This is a genomic window from Halovulum marinum, from assembly GCF_009697225.1.
In the GTDB taxonomy this organism is placed as follows: domain Bacteria; phylum Pseudomonadota; class Alphaproteobacteria; order Rhodobacterales; family Rhodobacteraceae; genus Halovulum; species Halovulum marinum.
Genome location: NZ_WIND01000074.1, coordinates 38,545 through 58,105, shown reverse-complemented (window position 1 = coordinate 58,105; position 19,561 = coordinate 38,545). Strand labels below are relative to the sequence as shown.

Annotated in this window: 21 protein-coding genes; 15 read left to right on the top strand and 6 right to left on the bottom strand. The window is 70.3% G+C overall.

Annotated elements, in window-relative coordinates; all coding sequences use genetic code 11:
* Window positions 1-167: 167 nt before the first annotated feature.
* Window positions 168-770 carry a LolA family protein gene (locus GE300_RS22780; RefSeq protein ID WP_154449841.1) on the top strand — a complete coding sequence of 201 codons (603 nt, stop codon included), beginning with the start codon at window positions 168-170 and terminating at the stop codon, window positions 768-770.
* 25 nt (window positions 771-795) lie between these two features.
* On the opposite strand, the gene GE300_RS22775 is transcribed toward GE300_RS22780, so the two are convergent.
* Window positions 796-1,584, bottom strand: a complete 789-nt coding sequence (locus tag GE300_RS22775; protein ID WP_154449840.1) for an exodeoxyribonuclease III — start codon at window positions 1,582-1,584, stop codon at window positions 796-798.
* A gap of 666 nt (window positions 1,585-2,250) precedes the next feature.
* Here GE300_RS22775 and GE300_RS22770 point away from each other — a divergent pair.
* Window positions 2,251-2,484, top strand: a complete 234-nt coding sequence (locus GE300_RS22770) for a hypothetical protein (protein ID WP_154449839.1) — start codon at window positions 2,251-2,253, stop codon at window positions 2,482-2,484.
* Window positions 2,485-2,613: 129 nt separating this feature from the next.
* Here the strand turns inward: GE300_RS22770 and GE300_RS22765 are convergent, their stop codons facing one another.
* The gene (locus tag GE300_RS22765; protein ID WP_154449838.1) at window positions 2,614-3,300 is read right to left on the bottom strand and encodes a response regulator transcription factor; all 687 of its coding nucleotides are present in this window, start codon (window positions 3,298-3,300) and stop codon (window positions 2,614-2,616) included.
* 279 nt (window positions 3,301-3,579) lie between these two features.
* Here GE300_RS22765 and ribA point away from each other — a divergent pair, with 279 nt between their 5' ends.
* The 3 genes from ribA (at window position 3,580) to GE300_RS22750 (ending at window position 6,320) form a co-directional block, all read left to right on the top strand.
* A complete protein-coding gene (ribA, locus tag GE300_RS22760) occupies window positions 3,580-4,602 on the top strand; it encodes a GTP cyclohydrolase II (RefSeq protein ID WP_154449848.1) in 1,023 nt (340 codons plus the stop codon).
* Window positions 4,599-5,096, top strand: coding sequence for a L,D-transpeptidase family protein (locus GE300_RS22755; RefSeq protein WP_325063379.1), 498 nt, complete (start codon window positions 4,599-4,601; stop codon window positions 5,094-5,096). The genes ribA and GE300_RS22755 overlap by 4 nt, the downstream gene beginning before the upstream one ends.
* Before the next feature lie 84 nt (window positions 5,097-5,180).
* Window positions 5,181-6,320 (top strand): histidine kinase dimerization/phosphoacceptor domain -containing protein, encoded by a 1,140-nt coding sequence (locus GE300_RS22750; RefSeq protein ID WP_154449837.1) that lies wholly within the window; start codon window positions 5,181-5,183, stop codon window positions 6,318-6,320.
* Window positions 6,321-6,462: 142 nt separating this feature from the next.
* Here GE300_RS22750 and GE300_RS22745 read toward each other — a convergent pair whose 3' ends face one another.
* Both GE300_RS22745 and GE300_RS22740 read right to left on the bottom strand, forming a co-directional pair.
* Window positions 6,463-6,966 (bottom strand): GNAT family N-acetyltransferase, encoded by a 504-nt coding sequence (locus GE300_RS22745; RefSeq protein WP_154449836.1) that lies wholly within the window; start codon window positions 6,964-6,966, stop codon window positions 6,463-6,465.
* A complete protein-coding gene (locus tag GE300_RS22740; protein ID WP_154449835.1) occupies window positions 6,963-7,622 on the bottom strand; it encodes a YggS family pyridoxal phosphate-dependent enzyme in 660 nt (219 codons plus the stop codon). Before GE300_RS22740 ends, GE300_RS22745 begins: the two co-directional genes overlap by 4 nt.
* A gap of 115 nt (window positions 7,623-7,737) precedes the next feature.
* On the opposite strand from GE300_RS22740, the gene GE300_RS22735 reads away from it, so the two are divergent.
* The 8 genes from GE300_RS22735 (at window position 7,738) to GE300_RS22700 (ending at window position 15,777) form a co-directional block, all read left to right on the top strand.
* On the top strand, window positions 7,738-9,015 hold the full coding sequence (locus tag GE300_RS22735) for an acetylornithine deacetylase/succinyl-diaminopimelate desuccinylase family protein (protein ID WP_154449834.1): 1,278 nt from the start codon (window positions 7,738-7,740) through the stop codon (window positions 9,013-9,015).
* Window positions 9,012-9,869, top strand: coding sequence for an ADP-ribosylglycohydrolase family protein (locus GE300_RS22730; protein WP_154449833.1), 858 nt, complete (start codon window positions 9,012-9,014; stop codon window positions 9,867-9,869). Before GE300_RS22735 ends, GE300_RS22730 begins: the two co-directional genes overlap by 4 nt.
* A gap of 53 nt (window positions 9,870-9,922) precedes the next feature.
* On the top strand, window positions 9,923-11,389 hold the full coding sequence (locus tag GE300_RS22725; protein WP_154449832.1) for an ABC transporter substrate-binding protein: 1,467 nt from the start codon (window positions 9,923-9,925) through the stop codon (window positions 11,387-11,389).
* An 8-nt stretch (window positions 11,390-11,397) separates the two neighbouring features.
* Entirely contained in the window at window positions 11,398-11,628 is a 231-nt protein-coding gene (locus GE300_RS22720; protein WP_154449831.1) for a hypothetical protein, read from the top strand.
* Between the two features lie 60 nt (window positions 11,629-11,688).
* The gene (locus tag GE300_RS22715) at window positions 11,689-12,363 is read left to right on the top strand and encodes an NYN domain-containing protein (RefSeq protein ID WP_154449830.1); all 675 of its coding nucleotides are present in this window, start codon (window positions 11,689-11,691) and stop codon (window positions 12,361-12,363) included.
* 71 nt (window positions 12,364-12,434) lie between these two features.
* Complete coding sequence (locus tag GE300_RS22710; protein ID WP_154449829.1) at window positions 12,435-13,379, top strand: ABC transporter permease; 945 nt, start codon at window positions 12,435-12,437, stop codon at window positions 13,377-13,379.
* Window positions 13,379-14,191, top strand: a complete 813-nt coding sequence (locus GE300_RS22705) for an ABC transporter permease (protein ID WP_407647760.1) — start codon at window positions 13,379-13,381, stop codon at window positions 14,189-14,191. The genes GE300_RS22710 and GE300_RS22705 overlap by 1 nt, the downstream gene beginning before the upstream one ends.
* Window positions 14,188-15,777 (top strand): ABC transporter ATP-binding protein, encoded by a 1,590-nt coding sequence (locus GE300_RS22700; RefSeq protein ID WP_325063378.1) that lies wholly within the window; start codon window positions 14,188-14,190, stop codon window positions 15,775-15,777. Before GE300_RS22705 ends, GE300_RS22700 begins: the two co-directional genes overlap by 4 nt.
* A 3-nt stretch (window positions 15,778-15,780) precedes the next feature.
* On the opposite strand, the gene GE300_RS22695 is transcribed toward GE300_RS22700, so the two are convergent.
* On the bottom strand, window positions 15,781-16,764 hold the full coding sequence (locus GE300_RS22695) for a P1 family peptidase (RefSeq protein ID WP_154449844.1): 984 nt from the start codon (window positions 16,762-16,764) through the stop codon (window positions 15,781-15,783).
* 621 nt (window positions 16,765-17,385) lie between these two features.
* On the opposite strand from GE300_RS22695, the gene GE300_RS22690 reads away from it, so the two are divergent.
* Window positions 17,386-17,679: a hypothetical protein gene (locus GE300_RS22690; RefSeq protein WP_154449828.1), complete on the top strand. Its 294-nt coding sequence runs from the start codon at window positions 17,386-17,388 to the stop codon at window positions 17,677-17,679.
* A gap of 520 nt (window positions 17,680-18,199) precedes the next feature.
* Window positions 18,200-18,448: an integrase core domain-containing protein gene (locus GE300_RS23970; RefSeq protein ID WP_407647761.1), complete on the top strand. Its 249-nt coding sequence runs from the start codon at window positions 18,200-18,202 to the stop codon at window positions 18,446-18,448.
* Here GE300_RS23970 and GE300_RS22680 read toward each other — a convergent pair.
* On the bottom strand, window positions 18,445-19,404 hold the full coding sequence (locus GE300_RS22680) for a flagellar motor switch protein FliM (protein ID WP_154449826.1): 960 nt from the start codon (window positions 19,402-19,404) through the stop codon (window positions 18,445-18,447). The genes GE300_RS23970 and GE300_RS22680 overlap by 4 nt on opposite strands.
* Between the last annotated feature and the right edge of the window lie 157 nt (window positions 19,405-19,561).

Genomic DNA, 19,561 nt, shown 5'->3' with positions numbered 1-19,561 from the left:
CTTGTTTTCGACAGAGAGTCAGAAATCGTCGGCCTTGGGAATCCCCTACGTGAGTCCCCAGTAGCGAAAGTTGGTATAACCCCGTCGGCGCAAACGTGAGCGGCGGAGCTCCGCCGGGCACTATATGCTCCCTTCACAACCCATTGGGCAGGGACCATGTGACGGGCATGAAACGACGCGACATACTGGCGGCGCTGGCCGCATTTCCTTTCGCCGGCGCGGCGCTGGCGCAGGATCAGACCGTGCTGACCGAGGTCAGCAAGTACCTCAACCAGCTGACCTCGGTCGGCGGGCGCTTCACCCAGATCAACGGCGACGGCAGCCGCTCGGCCGGGCGCTACTGGCTGCGCCGTCCGGGACGGCTGCGGTTCGAATACGACGGCGGCCAAGCGATGGTGGTGGCGGACGGCGTCAACATCGCCGTGTTCGACGCCAAGTCGAACGCGCCGGTGCAGCGTTACCCGATCGGCACCACGCCGCTGCGCTTCCTGCTGGCCGAGCGCATCGACCTGACGCGGGCGAACCTGGCGCAGCAGACCGGCTCGCAGGGCGGCTTCACCAGCGTCGTGCTGCGCGACCCGAACGCGCCCCGCGACGGCAGCATGGAGCTGAAGCTGCGCAACAGCCCGCCGGCGCTGAGCCAGTGGACGGTGCGCGAGAAGTCGGGCCAGACCACCACCGTGGTTCTGGAGACGCTCGAACCCGTCCAGGGCATGGACATGATGCTGTTCAACATCGAGGCGCTGGCCCGCAGCTGGCCGCCGCGGTAGCCGGGGCGCCGGCCGCAGCGCCCGCTCAGAGGTCGAAGCTGGCGAACACCGGCGCGTGGTCGGACGGCTTGAACCAGCCGCGCACGTGCCGGTCGATACGGCTGCCGCCGGCGCCGCGCGCCAGGTCGGGGCTGGCCCAGATGTGGTCCAGCCGCCGGCCGCGGTCGGCGGCGTCCCAGTCCCGCGCCCGGTACGACCACCAGGAATAGAGCTGCCCGTCGGGGATGTCCTGCCGGGTGATGTCGACCCAGCCGCCGGCCTCCTGCGCCGCGCCGAGGCCCGCGACCTCGACCGGCGTGTGCGAGACCACCTTCAGCAGCTGCTTGTGGTTCCAGACGTCATCCTCGCGCGGGGCGATGTTCAGATCGCCCACCAGGATCGCCCTTTCCGGCCGGTTGTCGCGGAACCAGTCGCGCAGGCAGCTCAGGTATTCCAGCTTGTGCGCGAACTTCGGGTTCGCCGCCGGGTCCGGCTCGTCGCCGCCGGCGGGGATGTAGAAATTGTGGATCACCGCGCCGTTTTCCAGCCGGGCGGCGACGTGGCGCGCGTCCCGGCGCTGGCAGAAGTCCAGCTCGCCGGCCTCCTCGATCGGGTGGCGGCTGAGGATGGCGACGCCGTTGTAGCCCTTGAAGCCGCGGCTGACGATGTGGCGGTAGCCCAGTGCGGCGAAGTTCCCGGTCGGGATCTTCTCGACCGGCGCCTTGGTCTCCTGCAGGCACAGCACGTCCGGCGCCGCCGCGCGCAGCAGGTCCAGCACGATCGGCTCGCGCAGCCGCACCGAGTTGATGTTCCAAGTCGCGACGGTCAGCGTCATCCGGGGCCTCTCGTGTTCGATCCTGCGTGCGGCGCGGACCATGGCGGCAGATCGGTCCGGGGGCAAGCCCGGTCACCGCGCCGGTTGATTCCCTGCGGCGGCGCGACCGGCGGGCGGGACGGCGGGCGGCGGGCTCACATTTTCGTGTGCCCGCCGGGCGCGTCGGCGGGCCGCCGCCGCAATTCTCGCGCGAAGCCGGAGCTGGATAACCTGCCGGTGTCGGCGATCCGTGACGGCGGATCGCATTCATAAATCTCTATATTAAGTTCGGCCGGCAGGTTCGTTCTTGCAACCTTTGGCTGATGTGATGTTCGCCCGCGACGAGTTCCCGGCCGTTTCCGCCCGCGCCCGTCGCGCCCCGCGGCCGACACTTTCCCGGCAAAGCATGACGTGGCATCACTTGAAACGCGCTGGCTTGAAGACCAGCATCAGCAGGGTGGAAACCGAAGCAGTGGCGAGTTCCCAGGACCGCGCCGACCCTTTCGAGGGGGATCGTGCCGTTTCCCCTTCTTGGCGGCCTGTCATCTGGCGGTACGCCGGGGTACGCGAATCTGCGCAGATTTTGCCGCAATCTTGTCACCACCGCATGAAAGCGTTTAGGGTGGAGGCGCTGGGGGCGGCTTCTCCTGCAGATTGCGAGACAGTCGTTCCGGAAGGAATTACAATATGACCAAGGCCGCCACTTCCTTTGCCGTTAACAACAAGCCGGCTGACGATACGCCCGCGGTATCCTTCGGCAGACCCCTGAGTCTGTCGGTACTCGTGGCGATGTCTGCCGCCGCCGCGGTCTGGTGGATGGGCGGGGGGCTGCTGCTGGCCCTGCTGACCTATGTCGGCGCCGGGATCGTGGTGCTGGTCGGCGCGATGGCGCTGAAGGTGCGCGGCCGGCAAGGCGCCTGATCCCAACCGCCTCGCGGCCGCCGATCCTGCGCGAGCCTCTTTGCGGCCGGCAAAAAACGCCCGGGCCGCGGCCCGGGCCAGTCCCACAGGGAGGTTCCGCGCCCCTGACCCCGGCGCGACGGGGATCGCTCAGCTCACCAGTCGGTAGCCGCCGGATTCGGTCACCAGGATGCGGGCGTTCGACGGGTCCGGCTCGATCTTCTGCCGCAGCCGGTAGATGTGCGTCTCCAGCGTGTGCGTGGTGACCCCGGCGTTATAGCCCCAGACCTCGTGCAGCAGCGTGTCGCGCGCGACCACGCCCGACTCGGCGCGGTACAGGAACTTCAGGATGTTGGTTTCCTTCTCGGTCAGCCGGATCTTCTTGTCGGCCTCGTCGATCAGCATCTTCGCCGCCGGCTTGAAGGTGTAGGGACCGATGTTGAAGATCGCGTCCTCGGACTGCTCGTGCTGGCGCAGCTGGGCGCGGATCCGCGCCAGCAGCACCGGGAACTTGAACGGCTTGGCGACATAATCGTTCGCGCCCGCGTCCAGGCCCAGGATGGTGTCGGCGTCGGTGTTGTGCCCGGTCAGCATCAGGATCGGGCACTTCATGCCCTGCTTGCGCAGCAGCCGGCACAGCTCGCGCCCGTCCATGTCCGGCAGGCCCACGTCCAGGATCACCAGGTCGTACAACCCCTCCTTCGACTTCTCCAGCCCGCCGGCGCCGTCGGCGGCCTCGAACACGTCGAAATCCTCGGTCAGAACCAGCTGGTCGGCCAGCGCCTCGCGCAGGTCTTCGTCGTCGTCGACCAGCAGGATTCTCTTCACGTTGGCCATCTTGGAGTCCCTCTTCCGGTTGCCCCAAGACCTGCGCCGGAACGCCCCCCGGCACAAGCCGCCGCCGGCGCGACTCACGCGCAAGTGTGACCGTGCGCCGCTTTGTTTCAATTTCACGGCACGCGCTGTATAGGGCTGAAATGATTTGCAAGGACCGGTTCACGGGAAGGCGAGCGCCGCCCCCGGGCCGCTCACGGAAAGGTCAGCCGCGTGTCGCAATTCCGGGCCCTGATCCCCACGGTGACGGAGCGAGTCGCCCGCGTGCGGGCCGACCTGCGCATGGGCGCGGTGGTGGCGCTGAGCGGCCCGGCGGGCGGCGCGCTGGTGCAGGCGGCCGAGGGCGCGGCGGATGACCGGCTGGCGGCGTTGCGGGCGATGGGCCGGCCCGAACTGGCGCTGACCCGCTGGCGCGCCGAGACGCTGAAGATCCGCGCCTATGACGGCGACCTGGCGCGCATCGCGGTGCCGGCGGATGCCGACGCCGACTGGGTCCGCGCCATGGCCGACCCGTCCGCGGACCTGTCGCACCCGATGAAGGGCCCGTTCCGCGAGCTGCGCGGCGGCGACGCCGACCAGCACCGCGCCGCGCTCCGCCTGGCCAAGCAGGCGCACCTGCTGCCCGCCGCGCTGGTGCTGCCGGTGGCGGACGCCGCCGCGCTGGCGGCGGAGCTCGGCCTCAGCCACATCTCGCTGGACCAGCTCGGGCAGTCCGCCGCCCGCCTGCGCGAGGTCGCCTCGGCGCGCGTGCCGCTGTCGTCGGCGGCGCGCGCGCGGGTCCGCGTGTTCCGCCCCGCCGACGGCGGCGAGGAGCATTACGCCGTGGTCGTCGGCCGCCCGGCGCACGACCGGCCGGTGCTGGCCCGGCTGCACTCGGCCTGCTTCACCGGCGACGTGATCGGCTCGCTGAAATGCGACTGCGGCCCGCAGCTGAACGCGGCGCTGGGTCAGATCGGCGCCGAGGGTGCTGGCATCCTGCTGTACCTCAACCAGGAGGGCCGGGGCATCGGCCTGGCCAACAAGATGCGCGCCTACGCGCTGCAGGACCAGGGATTCGACACGGTCGAGGCGAACCACCGGCTGGGCTTCGAGGACGACGAGCGCGACTTCCGCATCGGCGCCGAGATGCTGCGGGCGATGGGCGTGACCGAAGTGCGGCTGATGACCAACAACCCGGCCAAGGTGGCGCGGATGCAGGCCAACGGCGTCGCCGTGGCCGAGCGGGTGCCGCTGCGCGTCGGCCGCAACCCGCAGAACGCCGACTACCTCGAGACCAAGGCGCGCAAGTCCGGGCACCTGCTGTGAGCACGCTGCACGTCACCCGCTGGGGCGCGCGGCTGGACGGCCGGCACCTGCCCTGCGCCATCGGCCGCGGCGGCATCACCCGGGCCAAGCGCGAGGGCGACGGCGCCACCCCCGCCGGGACGCACCGCATCGCCGGGCTGCTCTACCGCCCCGACCGGATGCCGCCGCCGGCGCCCTGGGCGCTGCCGATCGGCGCCTTCGACCGCTGGTCGGACGATCCGGCCGATCCGGCCTACAACCAGCACCTGCCGGGGGCGCTGTGGCACCCGTTCGGCTCCGAGACGCTGCGCCGTCCGGACCCGCTCTACGACCTGGTTCTGCTGACCGACTGGAACTGGCCCGACCCCCGCCCCGGCGCCGGCTCGGCGATCTTCCTGCACCGCTGGCGCAGGCCGCGGCACCCGACCGAGGGCTGCGTCGCCTTCGCCGCCGCCGACCTGCTGTGGCTGGCCCGGCGGCTGCAACCCGGCGACGGGCTGCACGTCAGGTCATGAGGCGACGCGTCCCTGCGGGGGTTGCTCCCGGATTGTTCATGCGTCAACTATAGGACCGTCCAGTAGTAGTGAGGTTCTGTACCGATGGAGGCGCTTCCCCATCCGCGCCAGCAAGAGCGGTTGAAGACCCTGCACGCCTACAACGTGCTGGACACCGAGCGCGAGCGCGATTTCGACCAGATCGTCGAGCTGGCCGCGCGGATCTGCGGCACGCCGATCTCGGTGATCAATCTGATCGACGAGCGGCGGCAGTGGTTCAAGGCCGAGACCGGGCTGGGCGTGCGCGAGACGCCGCTTGAGACCTCGCTCTGCGCGCACGCCATCCTGCAGGACGAGTTCGTCGAGATCCCCGACACGCTGAAAGACCCGCGCATGGCCACCAATCCGATGTGCCTGGACGAGCCGGGGCTGCGGTTCTACGCCGGCGCACTGCTGGTGGCCGAGAACGGCCTGCCGCTGGGCACGCTGTGCGTGCTGGACCACACGCCGCGCACGCTGAACGATCTGCAGCGCGACACCTTGCGGGTGCTGGCGCGGCAGGTGATGAACCAGCTCGACCTGCGGCGCGCGCTGCGCCTGCAGACCATGCTGCGCAAGGAGGTCGACCACCGGGTCAAGAACTCGCTGATGACGGTGGCGGCGCTGACCCGGATGCAGGCCCGCGCCGCCACCGGCGACGACACCAGGCGCGCGCTGGCCGCGGTGCACGGCCGGATCGAGACCGTTGCCGCGCTGCACCAGGAGCTGTCGAAGTCGGAATCGGGCGACCGCATCAGCCTGGGCCGCTATCTGCGCGGCGTGGTCTCGCTGATCGACGGCCACCGGCCGGCGCATGTCGTTGTCGACGTCGCCTGCGGCGAGGACATCGACGTCAGCTCGGCGCGGGCCTCGAACATCGGCGCGATCGTCAACGAATTCGTCACCAACTCGTTCAAGCACGCCTTCCCCGGCGGCCGCGAGGGCACCGTCATCGTCACCTGCGGCAGCGACAGCGACGGCTTTCTTGAGCTGACCTGCCGCGACGACGGCGTCGGCTTCGCGCGGCCCGCCGACGACGACGGCGACGGCGACGCCAGCCTGGGGCTGAAGATCATCCGTGCCTCGGCCGCGTCGCTGGGCGGCGCCGTCGAGGTGGCGGAGCTGGACCGCGGCTACGGCATCCGGCTGCGGTTCCCGGCCAAGGGTGGCGACGCGGATGCGGCCGCCGAGGCGATCAGCGCCTGAGGCGCGCCGGCGATGGCACCTTGAAAATCGGGGATTTCACCGTAAAAACCCCCTTATCTCGTTGAAATTCAAGTTGAAATGAATCCTGGTAACGCGTTGACGTCGCGCCGGGCACCGCCGGAGCGGCCGCAAGGCGGCCCGATCACTCCAGCCCGGGGCTGAATTTCATTTCTCCGGCGGGCCGGTGATCGCCGAAGGCAAGCCACATCACGTTCCGCGTCGGGATCGCGCGATAGCTGACCCGACCATCGGCGGCGAAGCCGAACCGGCGGTAGTAGGCGGGACTGCCGATCAGCACGCAGCCCCGGGCGCCCGAAGCCTGCGATCGGTCGAGCCCCGCGCGGATCAGCGCGCTGCCGATGCCGCCGCGCTGGCGGTCCGGCAGCACCGCGACCGGGCCCAGCCCGAACCAGCCTTCGTCATCGTCGCCGGCGCTGGCGGGCGAGAAGGCGACATGGCCGACCAGCTGCCCCGGCGTGGTCTCGGGCACCAGCGAGAGCGCCAGATCACCGTCCGCGCGCAGCCGCGCGATGCAGGCGCCCTCGGTGCCGTCGCTGAAGGCCATCGGCGCGAAGGCCGTGTCGGTCAGATCGCGGATGGCGTCGATGTCGGCGGGGGTCTCGGGGCGGATGCGAACCTGCGTCATTGCGCGGCGGCCGGCCGGTCGCCGAAGATCGCCGAGCCGATCCGCACATGCGTCGCCCCCAGCCGGATCGCGGTCTCGAAATCCGCGCTCATCCCCATCGACAGCCCGTCCAGCCCGTTGCGCGCCGCGAACTTCGCCAGCAGCGCGAAATGCAGCGCCGGTTCCTCGTCCACCGGCGGGATGCACATCAGGCCGCGCACCGGCAGGTCCATGCCGCGGCAGGCGGCGACGAACGCGTCCACCCCGGCCGGCAGCACGCCGGCCTTCTGCGCCTCTTCGCCGGTGTTGACCTGGATGAACAGGTCGGGGCAGGCGCCGCGCGCCTGCGCCTCGTCGGCCAGCTTGCGGGCCAGCTTGTCGCGGTCCAGCGAATGGATCGCCTCGAACAGGTCCATCGCCTGCCTGACCTTGTTGCTTTGCAGCGGGCCGATCAGGTGCACCTCGACGCCGGGCACCGCGCCGCGGTATCCGGGCCAGCGGGCCGCGGCCTCCTGCACTCGGTTCTCGCCGAACAGGCGGTGGCCCTGGTCGAGCACCGCGCGGATCCGGTCCTCGGGCTGTTTCTTCGAGACGGCGAGCAGCCTGACCGCGCCGGGGGCGCGCCCGGCCTCGGCCTCGGCCGCGCGGATGCGGTCGGTGATGTCCTGCAGCGGCATGGCTTCCTCCGTTCGTCGCGGCAGACATAACGCCGCGCCGGCGGGAAGGGAATGTTTGACACTTCCGCCCGCGGGTTTTCTGATGGGGCCGACTTTCCCCCAAGGTTGCGTTCCCATGACCCAGACCCAGCGCCTGACCGACGAGATCGCCGCCCGCAGCGACGAGCTGACCGCGCTGGCGCGCGAGTTGATCCGCATCCCGACGCTGAACCCGCCGGGCGAGCACTATCGCGACATCTGCGAGTTTCTGGCGGCGCGGCTGAAACGCCGCGATTTCACCGTCCACCTTTTGCGCGCGACGGGCGCGCCGGGCGACAGCGACCGCCATCCGCGCTGGAACCTGATCGCCCGGCGCGAGGGCGCGCGGCCCGGCGAATGCGTGCACTTCAATAGCCACATCGACGTGGTCGAGGTCGGCCACGGCTGGACCGTCGATCCGTTCGAGGGGCTGGTGCGCGACGGCCGCGTCTACGGCCGCGGCGCCTGCGACATGAAGGGCGGGCTGGCGGCCTCGGTCATCGCCGCCGAGGCGTTCGTGGACCTGTGCCCCGGGTTCTCGGGCGCGGTCGAGATCAGCGCCACCGCGGACGAGGAGACCGGCGGCTACGGCGGCGTCGCCTGGCTGGCCGAGCAGGGCTGGTTCGGCCCCGACCGGGTGCAGCACGTGATCATCCCCGAGCCGCTGAACAAGGACCGCATCTGCCTGGGCCACCGCGGCGTCTGGTGGGCCGAGGTCGAGACCATGGGCCGCATCGGCCACGGCTCGATGCCGTTCCTGGGCGACTGCGCGGTGCGCCACATGGGCGCGGTGATCGACGAGATGGAGCAGACCCTGTTCCCGGCGCTGGGCGCGCGCCGCACGGAGATGCCGGTGGTGCCGCCGCAGGCGCAGGCGTCGTCGCTGAACATCAACTCGATCCACGGCGGCCAGGCCGAGCTGCCCGGGGATTTCACCGGCTTCCCGGCCCCGGTGGTGCCCGACAGCTGCCGGATGATCATCGACCGCCGCTTCCTGATCGAGGAGGACCTGGCCGAGGTGAAGGCCGAGTTCGCCGCGCTGATGGAGCGGGTGCGGGACCGGCGCGAGGATTTCCGTTTCGAGATCCGCGACCTGCACGAGGTGATCCCGACGATGACCGACCGCGACGCCCCGGTGGTCGGCGCGGTGGCGCGCGCGGTCCGCCGGGTGTTCGGGCGCGAGCCGGAGTACGTCGTCTCGCCCGGCACCTACGATCAGAAGCACATCGACCGCATCGGCCGGATGCACAACTGCATCGCCTACGGCCCCGGCATCCTCGATCTGGCGCACCAGCCCGACGAATGGGTCGGGATCGACGACATGGCCGATTCCGCCCGGGTGATGGCGCTGGCGCTGGCGGAGTTGCTGGCATGATGAACGAGGACAGGCTGAAGGGCGCGTTTCTGGGGCTGGCGGTCGGGGATGCGCTGGGCACGACGCTGGAATTCTCGCCCCGGCCGGCGCAGCCGGTGGTGACCGACATGGTGGGCGGCGGTCCGTTCGGGCTGGCGCCGGGGGGCTGGACCGACGACACCTCGATGGCCTTGTGCCTGGCCGACAGCCTGCTGGAGCATCCGGGTTTCGATCCGGACGACCTGATGCGCCGGTTCGTGAACTGGTGGCGGACGGGACACAATTCGCACACCGGGACCTGTTTCGACATCGGCATCACCACCTCGTGGGCACTGGCCCGGTTCGCGCAAGGCGGCGACCCGTTCGCCGGCTCCACCGACCCGAGAAGCGCGGGCAATGGCGGGATCATGCGCCTCGCCCCGGTCGTGCTGGCGTTCCACGCCGATCCCGAGCGGATGCGCGAGGTCGCGGCGCTGCAGTCCCGGACCACGCACGCCGCGCCGGAATGCCTGGAATTCGCGGCGCAGCTGGCCGATGCGATCCATGCCGAGATACGCGGCGAGGGGGCGCTCGTGACCGGGCTCAGCCGCGCCTCGGTCAGCTCGTCCGGCTATGTGCGGCACACCTTCGACGCCGCCGTCTGGGCGGTGGCCACGACCGGCTCGTTCCGCGAGGCGCTGCTGGCGGCGGTGAACCTCGGGGACGATGCGGACACCGTGAGCGCGGTCGCCGGGCAGATCGCCGGGGCGCGCTACGGTCTGGCCGGGATTCCGGGCGAATGGCTGACGAAACTGGCCTGGCGGGAACGGATCGAAACCCGCGCCGACCGGCTGATCGCATCGGGACGGAAGCAGGCTTCGGATCGAAACGCTTGATCCCCGGCGGTTTTCAGCGGACCTTGCCGGTAACCAAAACCGGGGAGACGGGGATGAGATACCTGACCGCTGCCGCTTTCGCTTGCCTGGCGGGCGCCGCTGCCGCCCAGCAGACCGACATCACCATCGGCATGCAGCTGGAGCCGCCGCATCTGGACCCGACCTCGGCCGCCGCCGCCGCGATCGACGAGGTGGTCTATGCCAACGTCTACGAGGGGCTGACGCGGTTCGGCCCCGACGGCTCGGTGCTGCCGGGGCTGGCCGAAAGCTGGGAGATCGCGGACGACGGGCTCAGTTATTCCTTCACGCTGCGCGAGGGGGTTACGTTCCACGACGGCGCGGCGCTGACCGCGGACGACGTGGTGTTCAGCCTGGACCGGGCGCGGGCCGAGGAGTCGACCAACGCGCAGAAGGCGCTGTTCGACGCGATCGACGAGGTGACCGCGGTGGACGATCTGATCGTCGAGATCACCCTGAAACAGCCCAACGGCGCGCTGCTGTTCAACCTGGCGTGGGGCGACGCGGTGATCATCGACGAAAGCGACGTCGACACGCTGACCACCAGCCCGGTCGGCACCGGTCCGTTCATGTTCTCGGACTGGGTCGAGGGCGATCGGGTCGAGCTGGTGCGATACCCCGACTACTGGGGCGAGCCGGTGGCGCTGGAGGCGGCGACGTTCAAGTTCATCTCGGACCCGACCGCCGCCTTCGCGGCGATGATGGCCGGCGACATCGACGCCTTCCCGGTCTATCCCGCGCCCGAGAACCTGGCGCAGTTCGAGGCCGATCCGCGCTTCACCGTGCTGGTCGGCTCGACCGAGGGCGAGACGATCCTGGCGATGAACAACGGTCTCGCGCCGTTCGACGACGTCAAGGTGCGCGAGGCCGTTGCCCATGCCATCGACCGGCAGGCGGTCATCGACGGCGCGATGTTCGGCTACGGCACCCCCATCGGCACCCATTTCGCGCCGCACAACCCGGCCTATGTCGATCTGACCGACCTGTCGAACCACGATCCCGAGAAAGCCAGGACCCTGCTGGCCGAGGCCGGATACCCGGACGGCTTCACCACCACGCTGAAGCTGCCGCCGCCCTCCTACGCCCGGCGCGGCGGCGAGATCATCGCCAGCCAGCTGCGCGCCGTCGGCATCCAGACCGAGATCACCAACCTGGAATGGGCGCAGTGGCTGGAAGAGGTGTTCCGCGGCAAGGATTTCGGCCTGACCATCGTCAGCCACACCGAGCCGATGGACATCGGCATCTACGCCCGCCCCGACTACTACTTTCAGTACGACGACCCGGCGTTCCGGGCGATGAACACGCAGCTGAACGAGATCGTCGACCCGTCGGAGCGCAACGAGGTGCTGAAGGCGATGCAGGAGCGCATCGCCGAGAACTACGTCAACGGCTACCTGTTCCAGCTGGCCAAGACCGGGGTCGCCGACGCCCGGATCGAGGGGCTGTGGCAGAACTCGCCCACGCAGGCGAACGACCTGACCGGCGTGCGCTGGACCGAGTGAGGGTCGCCGTGACCCTGACGGCGCCGGCGGCGCTCGCCGCCCGCGCCGAGGCCGCGGGCCATGTGGTCCGTGCCGACCGCGTGGCTGCGGACGACGACCGCCCGGTGACGGGCATCCCCCGCGAACACCGCCCCGAACCCGGGAAGCGCCGCGTCTGGTACCGCGGCGTCGCCGCCGGGAAACCGCCGAGAGCGGGATCGTGCGATGTCCACGGGCCGAAAGGGGCGGTGCCGGAGTAATAACGCAACTGCCTGGCGGCCCCCCGGATTGCGGGGTGTCTCATTCGAAGGAAGTCATTCATGAACCAACAGAAAACCTCCGATTTCACCGGGAACAACAACGCCCCGAACGCCGCACTTCTGGTCGATGGGGAAAATATTTCGAGCGCCTATGCGGGCCGGATCATCACTCAGGCGCGCCAGCATGGGCAGCTGACCGTGCGCCGGGTCTACGGCGGCGTACGGAAGATCCCGGACTGGGATGCTGCGCCGGGATTTCGCATGATCCACGCAGGCACAGGCAAGAATGCCGCGGACGTGATGTTGGCCATCGATGCGGTGGCGCTGTCCTACGAGGGGCGAGTTGGGGTTTTCGTGCTCGCGACTTCCGACGGCGATTTCTCGTATCTGGCGCTACATCTGCGGGAGCGCGGCTGTACCGTGATCGGACTTGGCGAAAAGAAAGCACCGATCGGTTTTCGCAAGTCGTGCCACAAGTTCCTCGAGTTGAAGCCTGCTGATGTCGAAGCAGAGGACAGCGGCAGCACAAGCTTGCCAAGCAAAGTCAAATTCATAATCGAAGAACATGGCGGCGAGATGGAGATCAGCAAGCTGAACCCGATAATCCGTCGGGCGCATGAGGTTAAGATCAGCACTCTGCCGGAAGGAACGTGGCGCGGGTTCCTTGAAAAGCACAAGAAACTGTTCGAGTGCGATCCCAAGGGGGCCGGTGCGATGGTCCGTTTGCGCAAGTAGCACCTCATCTTCTGGTCATCCCTCACCGCTTCCCCTAGGGTCGGCGGCAGCAACGCCGGCACCGGAAATTCATGCTCCGTTACGCCTTCAGACGACTGATCTCCTTCGCGCTGGCGCTGGTGGTGGCCAGTCTGGTGGTGTTCTTCAGCCTCGAGGTCGTGCCGGGCGATCCTGCCGCCTACATGATGGGCCTGAACGCCCGCCCCGAGGCGGTCGAGGCGCTGCGGGCCGAGCTGGGCCTGGACCGCGCCCCGGCGCAACGCTACGTCGCCTGGATCGGCGGCATGCTGCAGGGCGATTTCGGCACCTCTTACACCTACCGCGCGCCGGTGGCGGGGATGATCGCCGACCGGCTGTGGGTCTCGCTGCCGCTGGCGCTGTACGCGCTGGCGCTGTCGACGCTGATCGCCTTTCCGGTGGGGATCTGGGCCGCCGCGCGGCGCGGCAGCGCCGCCGACATGGCGGTGATCGGCACCACGCAGCTGGGCATCGCGGTGCCGAACTTCTGGTTCGCGATGATCCTGGTGGCGGTATTCGCGATCAACCTGGGCTGGTTCTCGGCCGGCGGTTTTCCGGGATGGGAAAATGGGTTCTGGGGCGGCCTGAAGGCCCTGACGCTGCCGGCGATCGCGCTGGCGCTGCCGCAGGCCAGCATCCTGGCGCGGGTCATGCGCTCGGCGCTGATCGACACGCTGGGCGAGGATTTCGTGCGCACCGCGCGGGCCAAGGGGCTCAGCCCCGGGCAGGCGCTGCGGCGGCATGCGCTGCGCAATGCGCTGATCCCGGTGCTGACGATCATCGGCCTGCAGTTCAGCTTCCTGCTGGCCGGCGCGATCATCATCGAGAACGTGTTCTACCTGCCGGGGCTGGGGCGGCTGGTGTTCCAGGCGATCCAGCAGCGCGACCTGATCGTGGTCGAGGGCGTGGTGATGCTGCTGGTGTTCGCGGTGATCACGGTCACCTTCCTGGTCGACCTGGCCTATGCCGCGGTCGATCCGCGGCTGAGGCGCGGCTGATGCGGGCGCTGGTGATCGGCGGCGTTCTGGCCGGGCTGTTCATGCTGGCGGCGCTGGTCTCGTTCGTCTGGGTGCCGCACGACGTCGAGGCGCTGGACATCGCCAACAGGCTGAAGGCGCCGGGCGACGGCTATGTGCTGGGCACCGACCATTTCGGCCGCGACGTGCTGTCGATGGTGATGGTCGGGGCGCGGGTGTCGATCGCCGTGGCGCTGGTCGCCGTGGGCATCGGCATGGGGCTGGGCGTGCCGCTGGGGCTGGCCGCGGCGGCGGCGCGCGGCAGCCTGCTGGACGAGGCGATCATGCGCGGCAACGACCTGGTGTTCGCGTTCCCGTCGCTGCTGATCGCGATCCTGATCACCGCAGTGTTCGGCCCCTCGGCGCTGAACGCGATCATCGCCATCGGCATCTTCAACGTGCCGGTGTTCGCGCGCGTCACCCGCGGCGCGGCGCTGAGCCTGTGGACGCGCGAGTTCATCCTCGCCGCCCGCACCGCCGGCAAGGGCCGCGCCCGGATCAGCGCCGAGCACATCCTGCCCAACGTCGCCAACCTGCTGATCGTGCAGGGCACCATCCAGTTCAGCCTCGGCATCCTGGCCGAGGCCGGGCTGAGCTATGTCGGGCTCGGCGCGCAGCCGCCCACGCCCAGCTGGGGCCGGATGCTGGCCGAGGCGCAGACGATGATCAGCTTCGCGCCGCACCTGGCGCTGGTGCCGGGCCTGTCGATCGTGATGACCGTGCTGGGGTTGAACCTGATGGGCGACGGGCTGCGCGACATCCTCGACCCGCGGATCCGCCGGGTGCGCGCGTGAGCCTGCTGTCCATCGAGGGGCTGGATCTGGCGATCCACGGCGTGCCGATCCTGAAGCGCGTGTCGCTGGCGGTGGCGCCGGGGCGGATCCTGGGGGTGATCGGCGAAAGCGGCTCGGGCAAGTCGATGACCGCCTTCTCGGTGATGCGGCTGCTGCCGCGCGGGGCGGACCTGTCGGGGCGGATCCTGTTCGCCGGGCAGGACCTGGCGCAGGCCGGCGAGGCGCAGATGGGCCGGGTGCGCGGGGCCGGGATCGGCATGGTATTCCAGGAGCCGATGACGGCGCTGAACCCGCTGCAGACCATCGGCGCGCAGGTGGCCGAGACGCTGCGGCTGCACGACGGGCTGTCCGCGCGCACCGCAGCGGCGCGGGCCCGCGCCGTGCTGGACCGCGTCGGCCTGCCCGAGCCGGAGTTTCCCTTGGGCCGCTATCCGCACGAGCTGTCCGGCGGGCAGCGGCAGCGGGTGGTGATCGCCATGGCCATCGCCCGGCGGCCCCGGCTGCTGATCGCCGACGAGCCGACCACCGCGCTGGACGTCACCACGCAGGCGCAGATCCTGGCACTGATCCGCCGGCTGGTCGACGAGGACGGCATGGGCGCGATCTTCATCACCCACGATCTGGGGGTGGTCGCGAACGTGGCCGACAGCGTGGCGATCATGCGCCGCGGTGCGGTGGTCGAGGCCGGCCCGACGGCGCAGGTGTTTGCCGAGATGCGGCACCCCTACACGCGGGCGCTGTTCGCGGCCGCGACGCACCAGCCCGCGCGCCGGCCGCACGCCGCGCCCGAGCCGCTGCTGCAGGTGCAGGACGTGGTGCGCAGCTATCCGGGGCGGGGCGGCGGGCTGCTGGCGCGTCGCGGCGCGGCGAAGCGTGCGGTGGACGGCGTCAGCTTCACCCTGCACCGTGGCGAGAGCCTGGGCCTTGTCGGCGAGTCGGGCTGCGGCAAGTCCACGCTGACCCGCGCGATCCTGGGGCTGGAGCCGGTGCAGGGCGGGCGTATCGCGCTGGCCGGGCAGGCGGTCGACGCGCACCGGCCGGTGCCACGCGCGCTGCGGGCGAAGGTGCAGGTTGTGTTTCAGGACCCCTACGGCTCGTTCAACCCGCGCCACAGGGTCTCGCGGCTGGTGACCGAGCCGTTCCACCTGCTCGATCAGCCGCCCGCCGGCATCGCGCGCGCCCACGCCGTGGCCGAGGCGCTGGAGGCGGTGGGGCTGCGCGCCGGCGACGCGGACAAGTACATCCACGAGTTCTCGGGCGGGCAGCGGCAGCGCATCGCCATCGCCCGGGCGCTGATCATCCGACCCGAACTGATCGTGCTGGACGAGGCGGTCTCGGCGCTGGACGTGCAGGTGCGGGCGCAGATCCTCGACCTGCTGGCGGATCTGACCGACACGTACGATCTGTCCTACCTGTTCATCAGCCACGATCTGCACGTGGTGCGGCGGATCACCGACCGGGTGCTGGTGATGCGCGCCGGCCGGATCGTCGAGCAGGGCGCGACCGAGCGGGTCTTCCAGGCGCCCGAGCATCCCTATACCCGCGCGCTGCTGGCCGCCGCGCCGGATCTGACGAAGGCGGGATAGCGCCTAAAGCTCGGACCAGGCCGGTTTCGTGTCCCCCTGCGCCGGGGTCGCGGCGTAGACCCCGCGCGCCACCGCCCGCGCCAGCACCACGGCGGCGGCATGGCCCAGCATCATCACCCCGGTCGGGTCCGGCGCCGGGCGGGTTCCGGTCGAGACGCCGAACACCAGGTCGCCGTCGAACGGCGTGTGGCTGGGCGCGATGGCGCGGGCCAGGCCGTCGTGCGCGGCGACCGCCAGCCGGGTCGCGCCCGCCTTGTCCAGCGCGGCGTCGGTGGCGACGATGGCGATGGTGGTGGCCTCGCCCAGTTTTGGCAGCTTGGTGTCCTCGGCGAGCAGGTCGCGCGGGCGGCCGCCGGGGCCGCCGAGGCCGCCGAACTCGTCGCCGACCTCCCATTCCCAGGCGCGGAACGCCCGGCTGCCGGGATAGGTCACGCAGCCCACCGGGTTGACCGCGACCAGCGCCCCGACGCTCACCCCCGAGGGCAGCACCGCCGAAGCCGAGCCGAGGCCGCTCTTCAGCCGCGCGGTCAGCGCCCCCGTGCCGGCGCCGGCGGTGCCGATCTCGAACGCCGCGCCCGCCGCCGCGAAGGCGGCGCGGCCCAGCGCGGGGTAGGGGCTGTCGTCCCAGCCCTTGTCGCCGCCGTTGCCCAGATCGTTCAGGATCGCCGCCGGCACGATCGGCACCGGAAGCGGTGCGCGCACGCCCCGGCCGGCCGCGCGCAGCGCGGCGACCACGCCCGAGGCCGCGTCCAGCCCGAAGGCCGAGCCGCCCGCCAGCACCAGCGCATCGACCCGCGCCACCAGCTTGTCCGGGGCCAGCAGGTCGGTCTCGCGCGTGCCCGGCGCGCCGCCGCGCACGTCGACCGCGGCGACGAACGGCGCGTCCGCGGTCAGGCAGGTCACGCCCGACTTCAGCCGCGCGTCCTGCGCGTTGCCGACCCGCAGCCCGGCGACGTCGGTGATCAGGTTGCGCGCACCGGCGCGCAGGGCGGCAGGTTCAGCCATGGCGCGCGGTTGCCGGGAAGGGTGCCGGGACGCTGCAAAGCTCGGGGCCGCGGGGTGTAAGCGCCGAGACAACCCCGCGCGCGCGGCCGAGGCGCGCCCAACGGCCTGTACCGCACCTGCCGCCGTCGGTGGCCGGCGTCCCGACACCGCCGCCCGCAGCGGCGGCCGATCGCCGCCTCCCTTGCCGACGTCGGGCCGGGCGCGCCCGCCAATGGTCACCGCCGATAGCGACGACGTGCGCCGCCAGCACCGCGCGCCGGTGGGCGGCGGGGGTGTTCGGGAGCGCCGGCCCACGGATGTCGCCGGCGGGTCCGTCGACGGCGCTCGCCGCAGGACCCCCCCCACTGCCGGCGACCGCGCCAGTTGTGCGCTCGCCTTTCCTGGCGTGTGCCGGCCGTGCGTGCATCGCGCTCTCCCCGTTCGGCGGCAACGGTAGGCCGCGCCGCGCCGGGGCGCAATCGGGTGCAGCCGGACCGGCTGCCTAGCTGTGAAGTCTCGGCAGGTTGTTCACCCGAAGCGGGGTTAGGCTGCAATCGCCGAACTGCCGCCGAGGACCCAAATCACACCGTTCCATTCTAAAGACTCCTGTCCTATGAATTCGCCATGACAAAAGAATTCCGGGAGGCTTTTCTAGCGGAGCTGGCCGCGCGCGAAGGCGAGCGCGGCCTTTTGCCAGACATTCACCGCAAGGCTGGGGTGTCTCTGGACCTGCTCAAGAAGCTGAAGGCCCGTGACGGCGCACGCCCGAATGTGGACGACGCCGTCAGGATCGCGAACTACTTCGAAAAGACGCTCTCCGAATTTATCGAAGAACCTGGGGCTGAACGCCGATTGCAGATCGCAGATCGAGACAAGATTGTACGCGCTCTGTCTGATAAAGACGAGCCAGCGCCCTGACCCGATCCGGGTCAACTTCCCGCCGCCCGGGCCGCCTGCCGGATCGCGTCGTGGCCGTGACCGTCTGGATGCGGCGCAGGCTGCGCCTGACTGCGTCGGCCATCGCCGGGAAGCTGGGCTTGCCGCGCGCGACCGTGGCGCGCTGGCTGACGCGGGCCGGGCTGGGCACGCTGGCCCGGCACGACCCGCCCGAACCCGTGCGGCGCTACCAGCGCGACCGGCCCGGCGAACTGCTCCACCCGGACATCAAGAAGCTCGGCCGTTTCGACCGCCCGGGGCACCGGGTGTCCGGCACCCGCAGGGGATGCCGCAATCGCGGTGCAGGCTGGGACCGCGTTCATGTCGCCGTCGATGATGCGACCCGGCTGGCCTATGTCGAGGTCTTGCCCGACGAACGCAAGGACACGACCTCGGCCTTCCTGATGCGCGCGCTCCGCCGGTTCCGCGCGCATGGCATCCGCGCTGAGCGCATCATGACCGACACCGGCAGCGCCTACCGCTCCGCCGGGTCCGCAAGGCGCTGCGGTGGCTGGGCATCCGCCACATCTACACCCGGCCCTACACCCCCAGGACCAACGGCAAGGCAGAGAGGTTCATCCAGACCCTTCTGCGCAATTGGCACTACGGTCTCGCGCACCCGACATCGACCGCCCGAAATGCCGACCTGCCGCGATGGCCTGACTGGTTCAACCGACCAAGACCGCACTCCGCCCCGAACGGCCTCTCACCGCTCTCTGCGGTGAACAACCTGGTGAGAAACCACACCTAGCGGTCGGCGTCGATCAGCCGGGCGATGCTGTCCTGCAGCGCCGCCGGGGGCTCGTCGAGCAGCTTGATCACCTTCTCGCCCTCGAACATTCCCAGCCGGCCGTGCGCCAGCGTCGCCTGGTACCGGGTGCCCAGGCTCTGCACCATCTCGACCTGGGTAAGCGCGTTGCGCGGAATCGGAATGACCTGACCTTCCTGCAGCTGCTCGACCGCCGACAACGGCAGCGTCAGCCGGTGCAGGATGCCGTGCAGCGGCACCTCCGCCTCGGCCGCGCAGCGCCGCATCTGGCTGACCCACAGGTCGTTCGGCGCGGCCGGCTCCAGCGTCTCCGCCTCGAGGATCGCGGCCCGCAGCACGTCGAGGATCGACAGCGGCACGATCAGGTCAAACTCGCCCGAGCGCGCCGCCTCGCCGATGTCGAGGCTGGCGGTGATCAGCATAACGTCGGCCGAGGCCGGCGCGATGCGCACGGTGCTGATGTCCTGTTTCTGGCCGGCGACGCGGAACACCGTGTCCAGCGGCACGCCCAGGCTTTCCTCGACCGCGCGCGAGAAGCTGGCCAGCACCGCGTCGAGGACATCCCGGCACAGCTGCGTGTCGATCGCCGAGAAGCTGCGCGTGGTGGTCGCCGGCGCGACCGTCGCGTCGCCGCCCATGCGCATGTCGACGATATGGTAGACAAGGTCCGAGCCCAGGTTGACCAGCGCCATGCGGTCGGCGCCCTCGGCCTCGATCACGCCCAGCATCGACGGCACCGGGATCCGGTCGAGCACGTCGGCCAGCTTGGTCACCTGGCAGTCCAGGATCAGCGCGCCGACCGTGGTCTTGAGGATCGGGCGCAGCGCGTCCTCCATCTGCCGGCCGAAGTTCTCGCCGATCAGATCCAGGTCGGGCAGCGGCGAGCGGCCGACCCGCCGCCCCGAAAGCATCCGCTGCAGTACGCCGCCGTCGGCCATGTCATCCGCTCCGTCTTCCGGTTGCCACTTTGTTCCACGGAGTTGAAGGAAAGGTTAACCGGCCCGCGCGAATGCCCCGGATTTCGTCCTCCGGCGGTAACGGTTCCGAAACCGCCGGTCGCGTTCACTGGCGGCGGACGGAACACAGAGGGCGTCG

Coding starts and splice junctions, on each gene's coding strand:
- GE300_RS22780 (WP_154449841.1), top strand. CDS start 168: ATGAAACGACGCGACATACTGGCGGCGCTGGCCGCATTTCCTTTCGCC.
- GE300_RS22775 (WP_154449840.1), bottom strand. CDS start 1,584: ATGACGCTGACCGTCGCGACTTGGAACATCAACTCGGTGCGGCTGCGC.
- GE300_RS22770 (WP_154449839.1), top strand. CDS start 2,251: ATGACCAAGGCCGCCACTTCCTTTGCCGTTAACAACAAGCCGGCTGAC.
- GE300_RS22765 (WP_154449838.1), bottom strand. CDS start 3,300: ATGGCCAACGTGAAGAGAATCCTGCTGGTCGACGACGACGAAGACCTG.
- ribA (WP_154449848.1), top strand. CDS start 3,580: ATGGGCGCGGTGGTGGCGCTGAGCGGCCCGGCGGGCGGCGCGCTGGTG.
- GE300_RS22750 (WP_154449837.1), top strand. CDS start 5,181: ATGGAGGCGCTTCCCCATCCGCGCCAGCAAGAGCGGTTGAAGACCCTG.
- GE300_RS22745 (WP_154449836.1), bottom strand. CDS start 6,966: ATGACGCAGGTTCGCATCCGCCCCGAGACCCCCGCCGACATCGACGCC.
- GE300_RS22740 (WP_154449835.1), bottom strand. CDS start 7,622: ATGCCGCTGCAGGACATCACCGACCGCATCCGCGCGGCCGAGGCCGAG.
- GE300_RS22735 (WP_154449834.1), top strand. CDS start 7,738: ATGACCCAGACCCAGCGCCTGACCGACGAGATCGCCGCCCGCAGCGAC.
- GE300_RS22730 (WP_154449833.1), top strand. CDS start 9,012: ATGATGAACGAGGACAGGCTGAAGGGCGCGTTTCTGGGGCTGGCGGTC.
- GE300_RS22725 (WP_154449832.1), top strand. CDS start 9,923: ATGAGATACCTGACCGCTGCCGCTTTCGCTTGCCTGGCGGGCGCCGCT.
- GE300_RS22715 (WP_154449830.1), top strand. CDS start 11,689: ATGAACCAACAGAAAACCTCCGATTTCACCGGGAACAACAACGCCCCG.
- GE300_RS22710 (WP_154449829.1), top strand. CDS start 12,435: ATGCTCCGTTACGCCTTCAGACGACTGATCTCCTTCGCGCTGGCGCTG.
- GE300_RS22705 (WP_407647760.1), top strand. CDS start 13,379: ATGCGGGCGCTGGTGATCGGCGGCGTTCTGGCCGGGCTGTTCATGCTG.
- GE300_RS22690 (WP_154449828.1), top strand. CDS start 17,386: ATGACAAAAGAATTCCGGGAGGCTTTTCTAGCGGAGCTGGCCGCGCGC.
- GE300_RS22680 (WP_154449826.1), bottom strand. CDS start 19,404: ATGGCCGACGGCGGCGTACTGCAGCGGATGCTTTCGGGGCGGCGGGTC.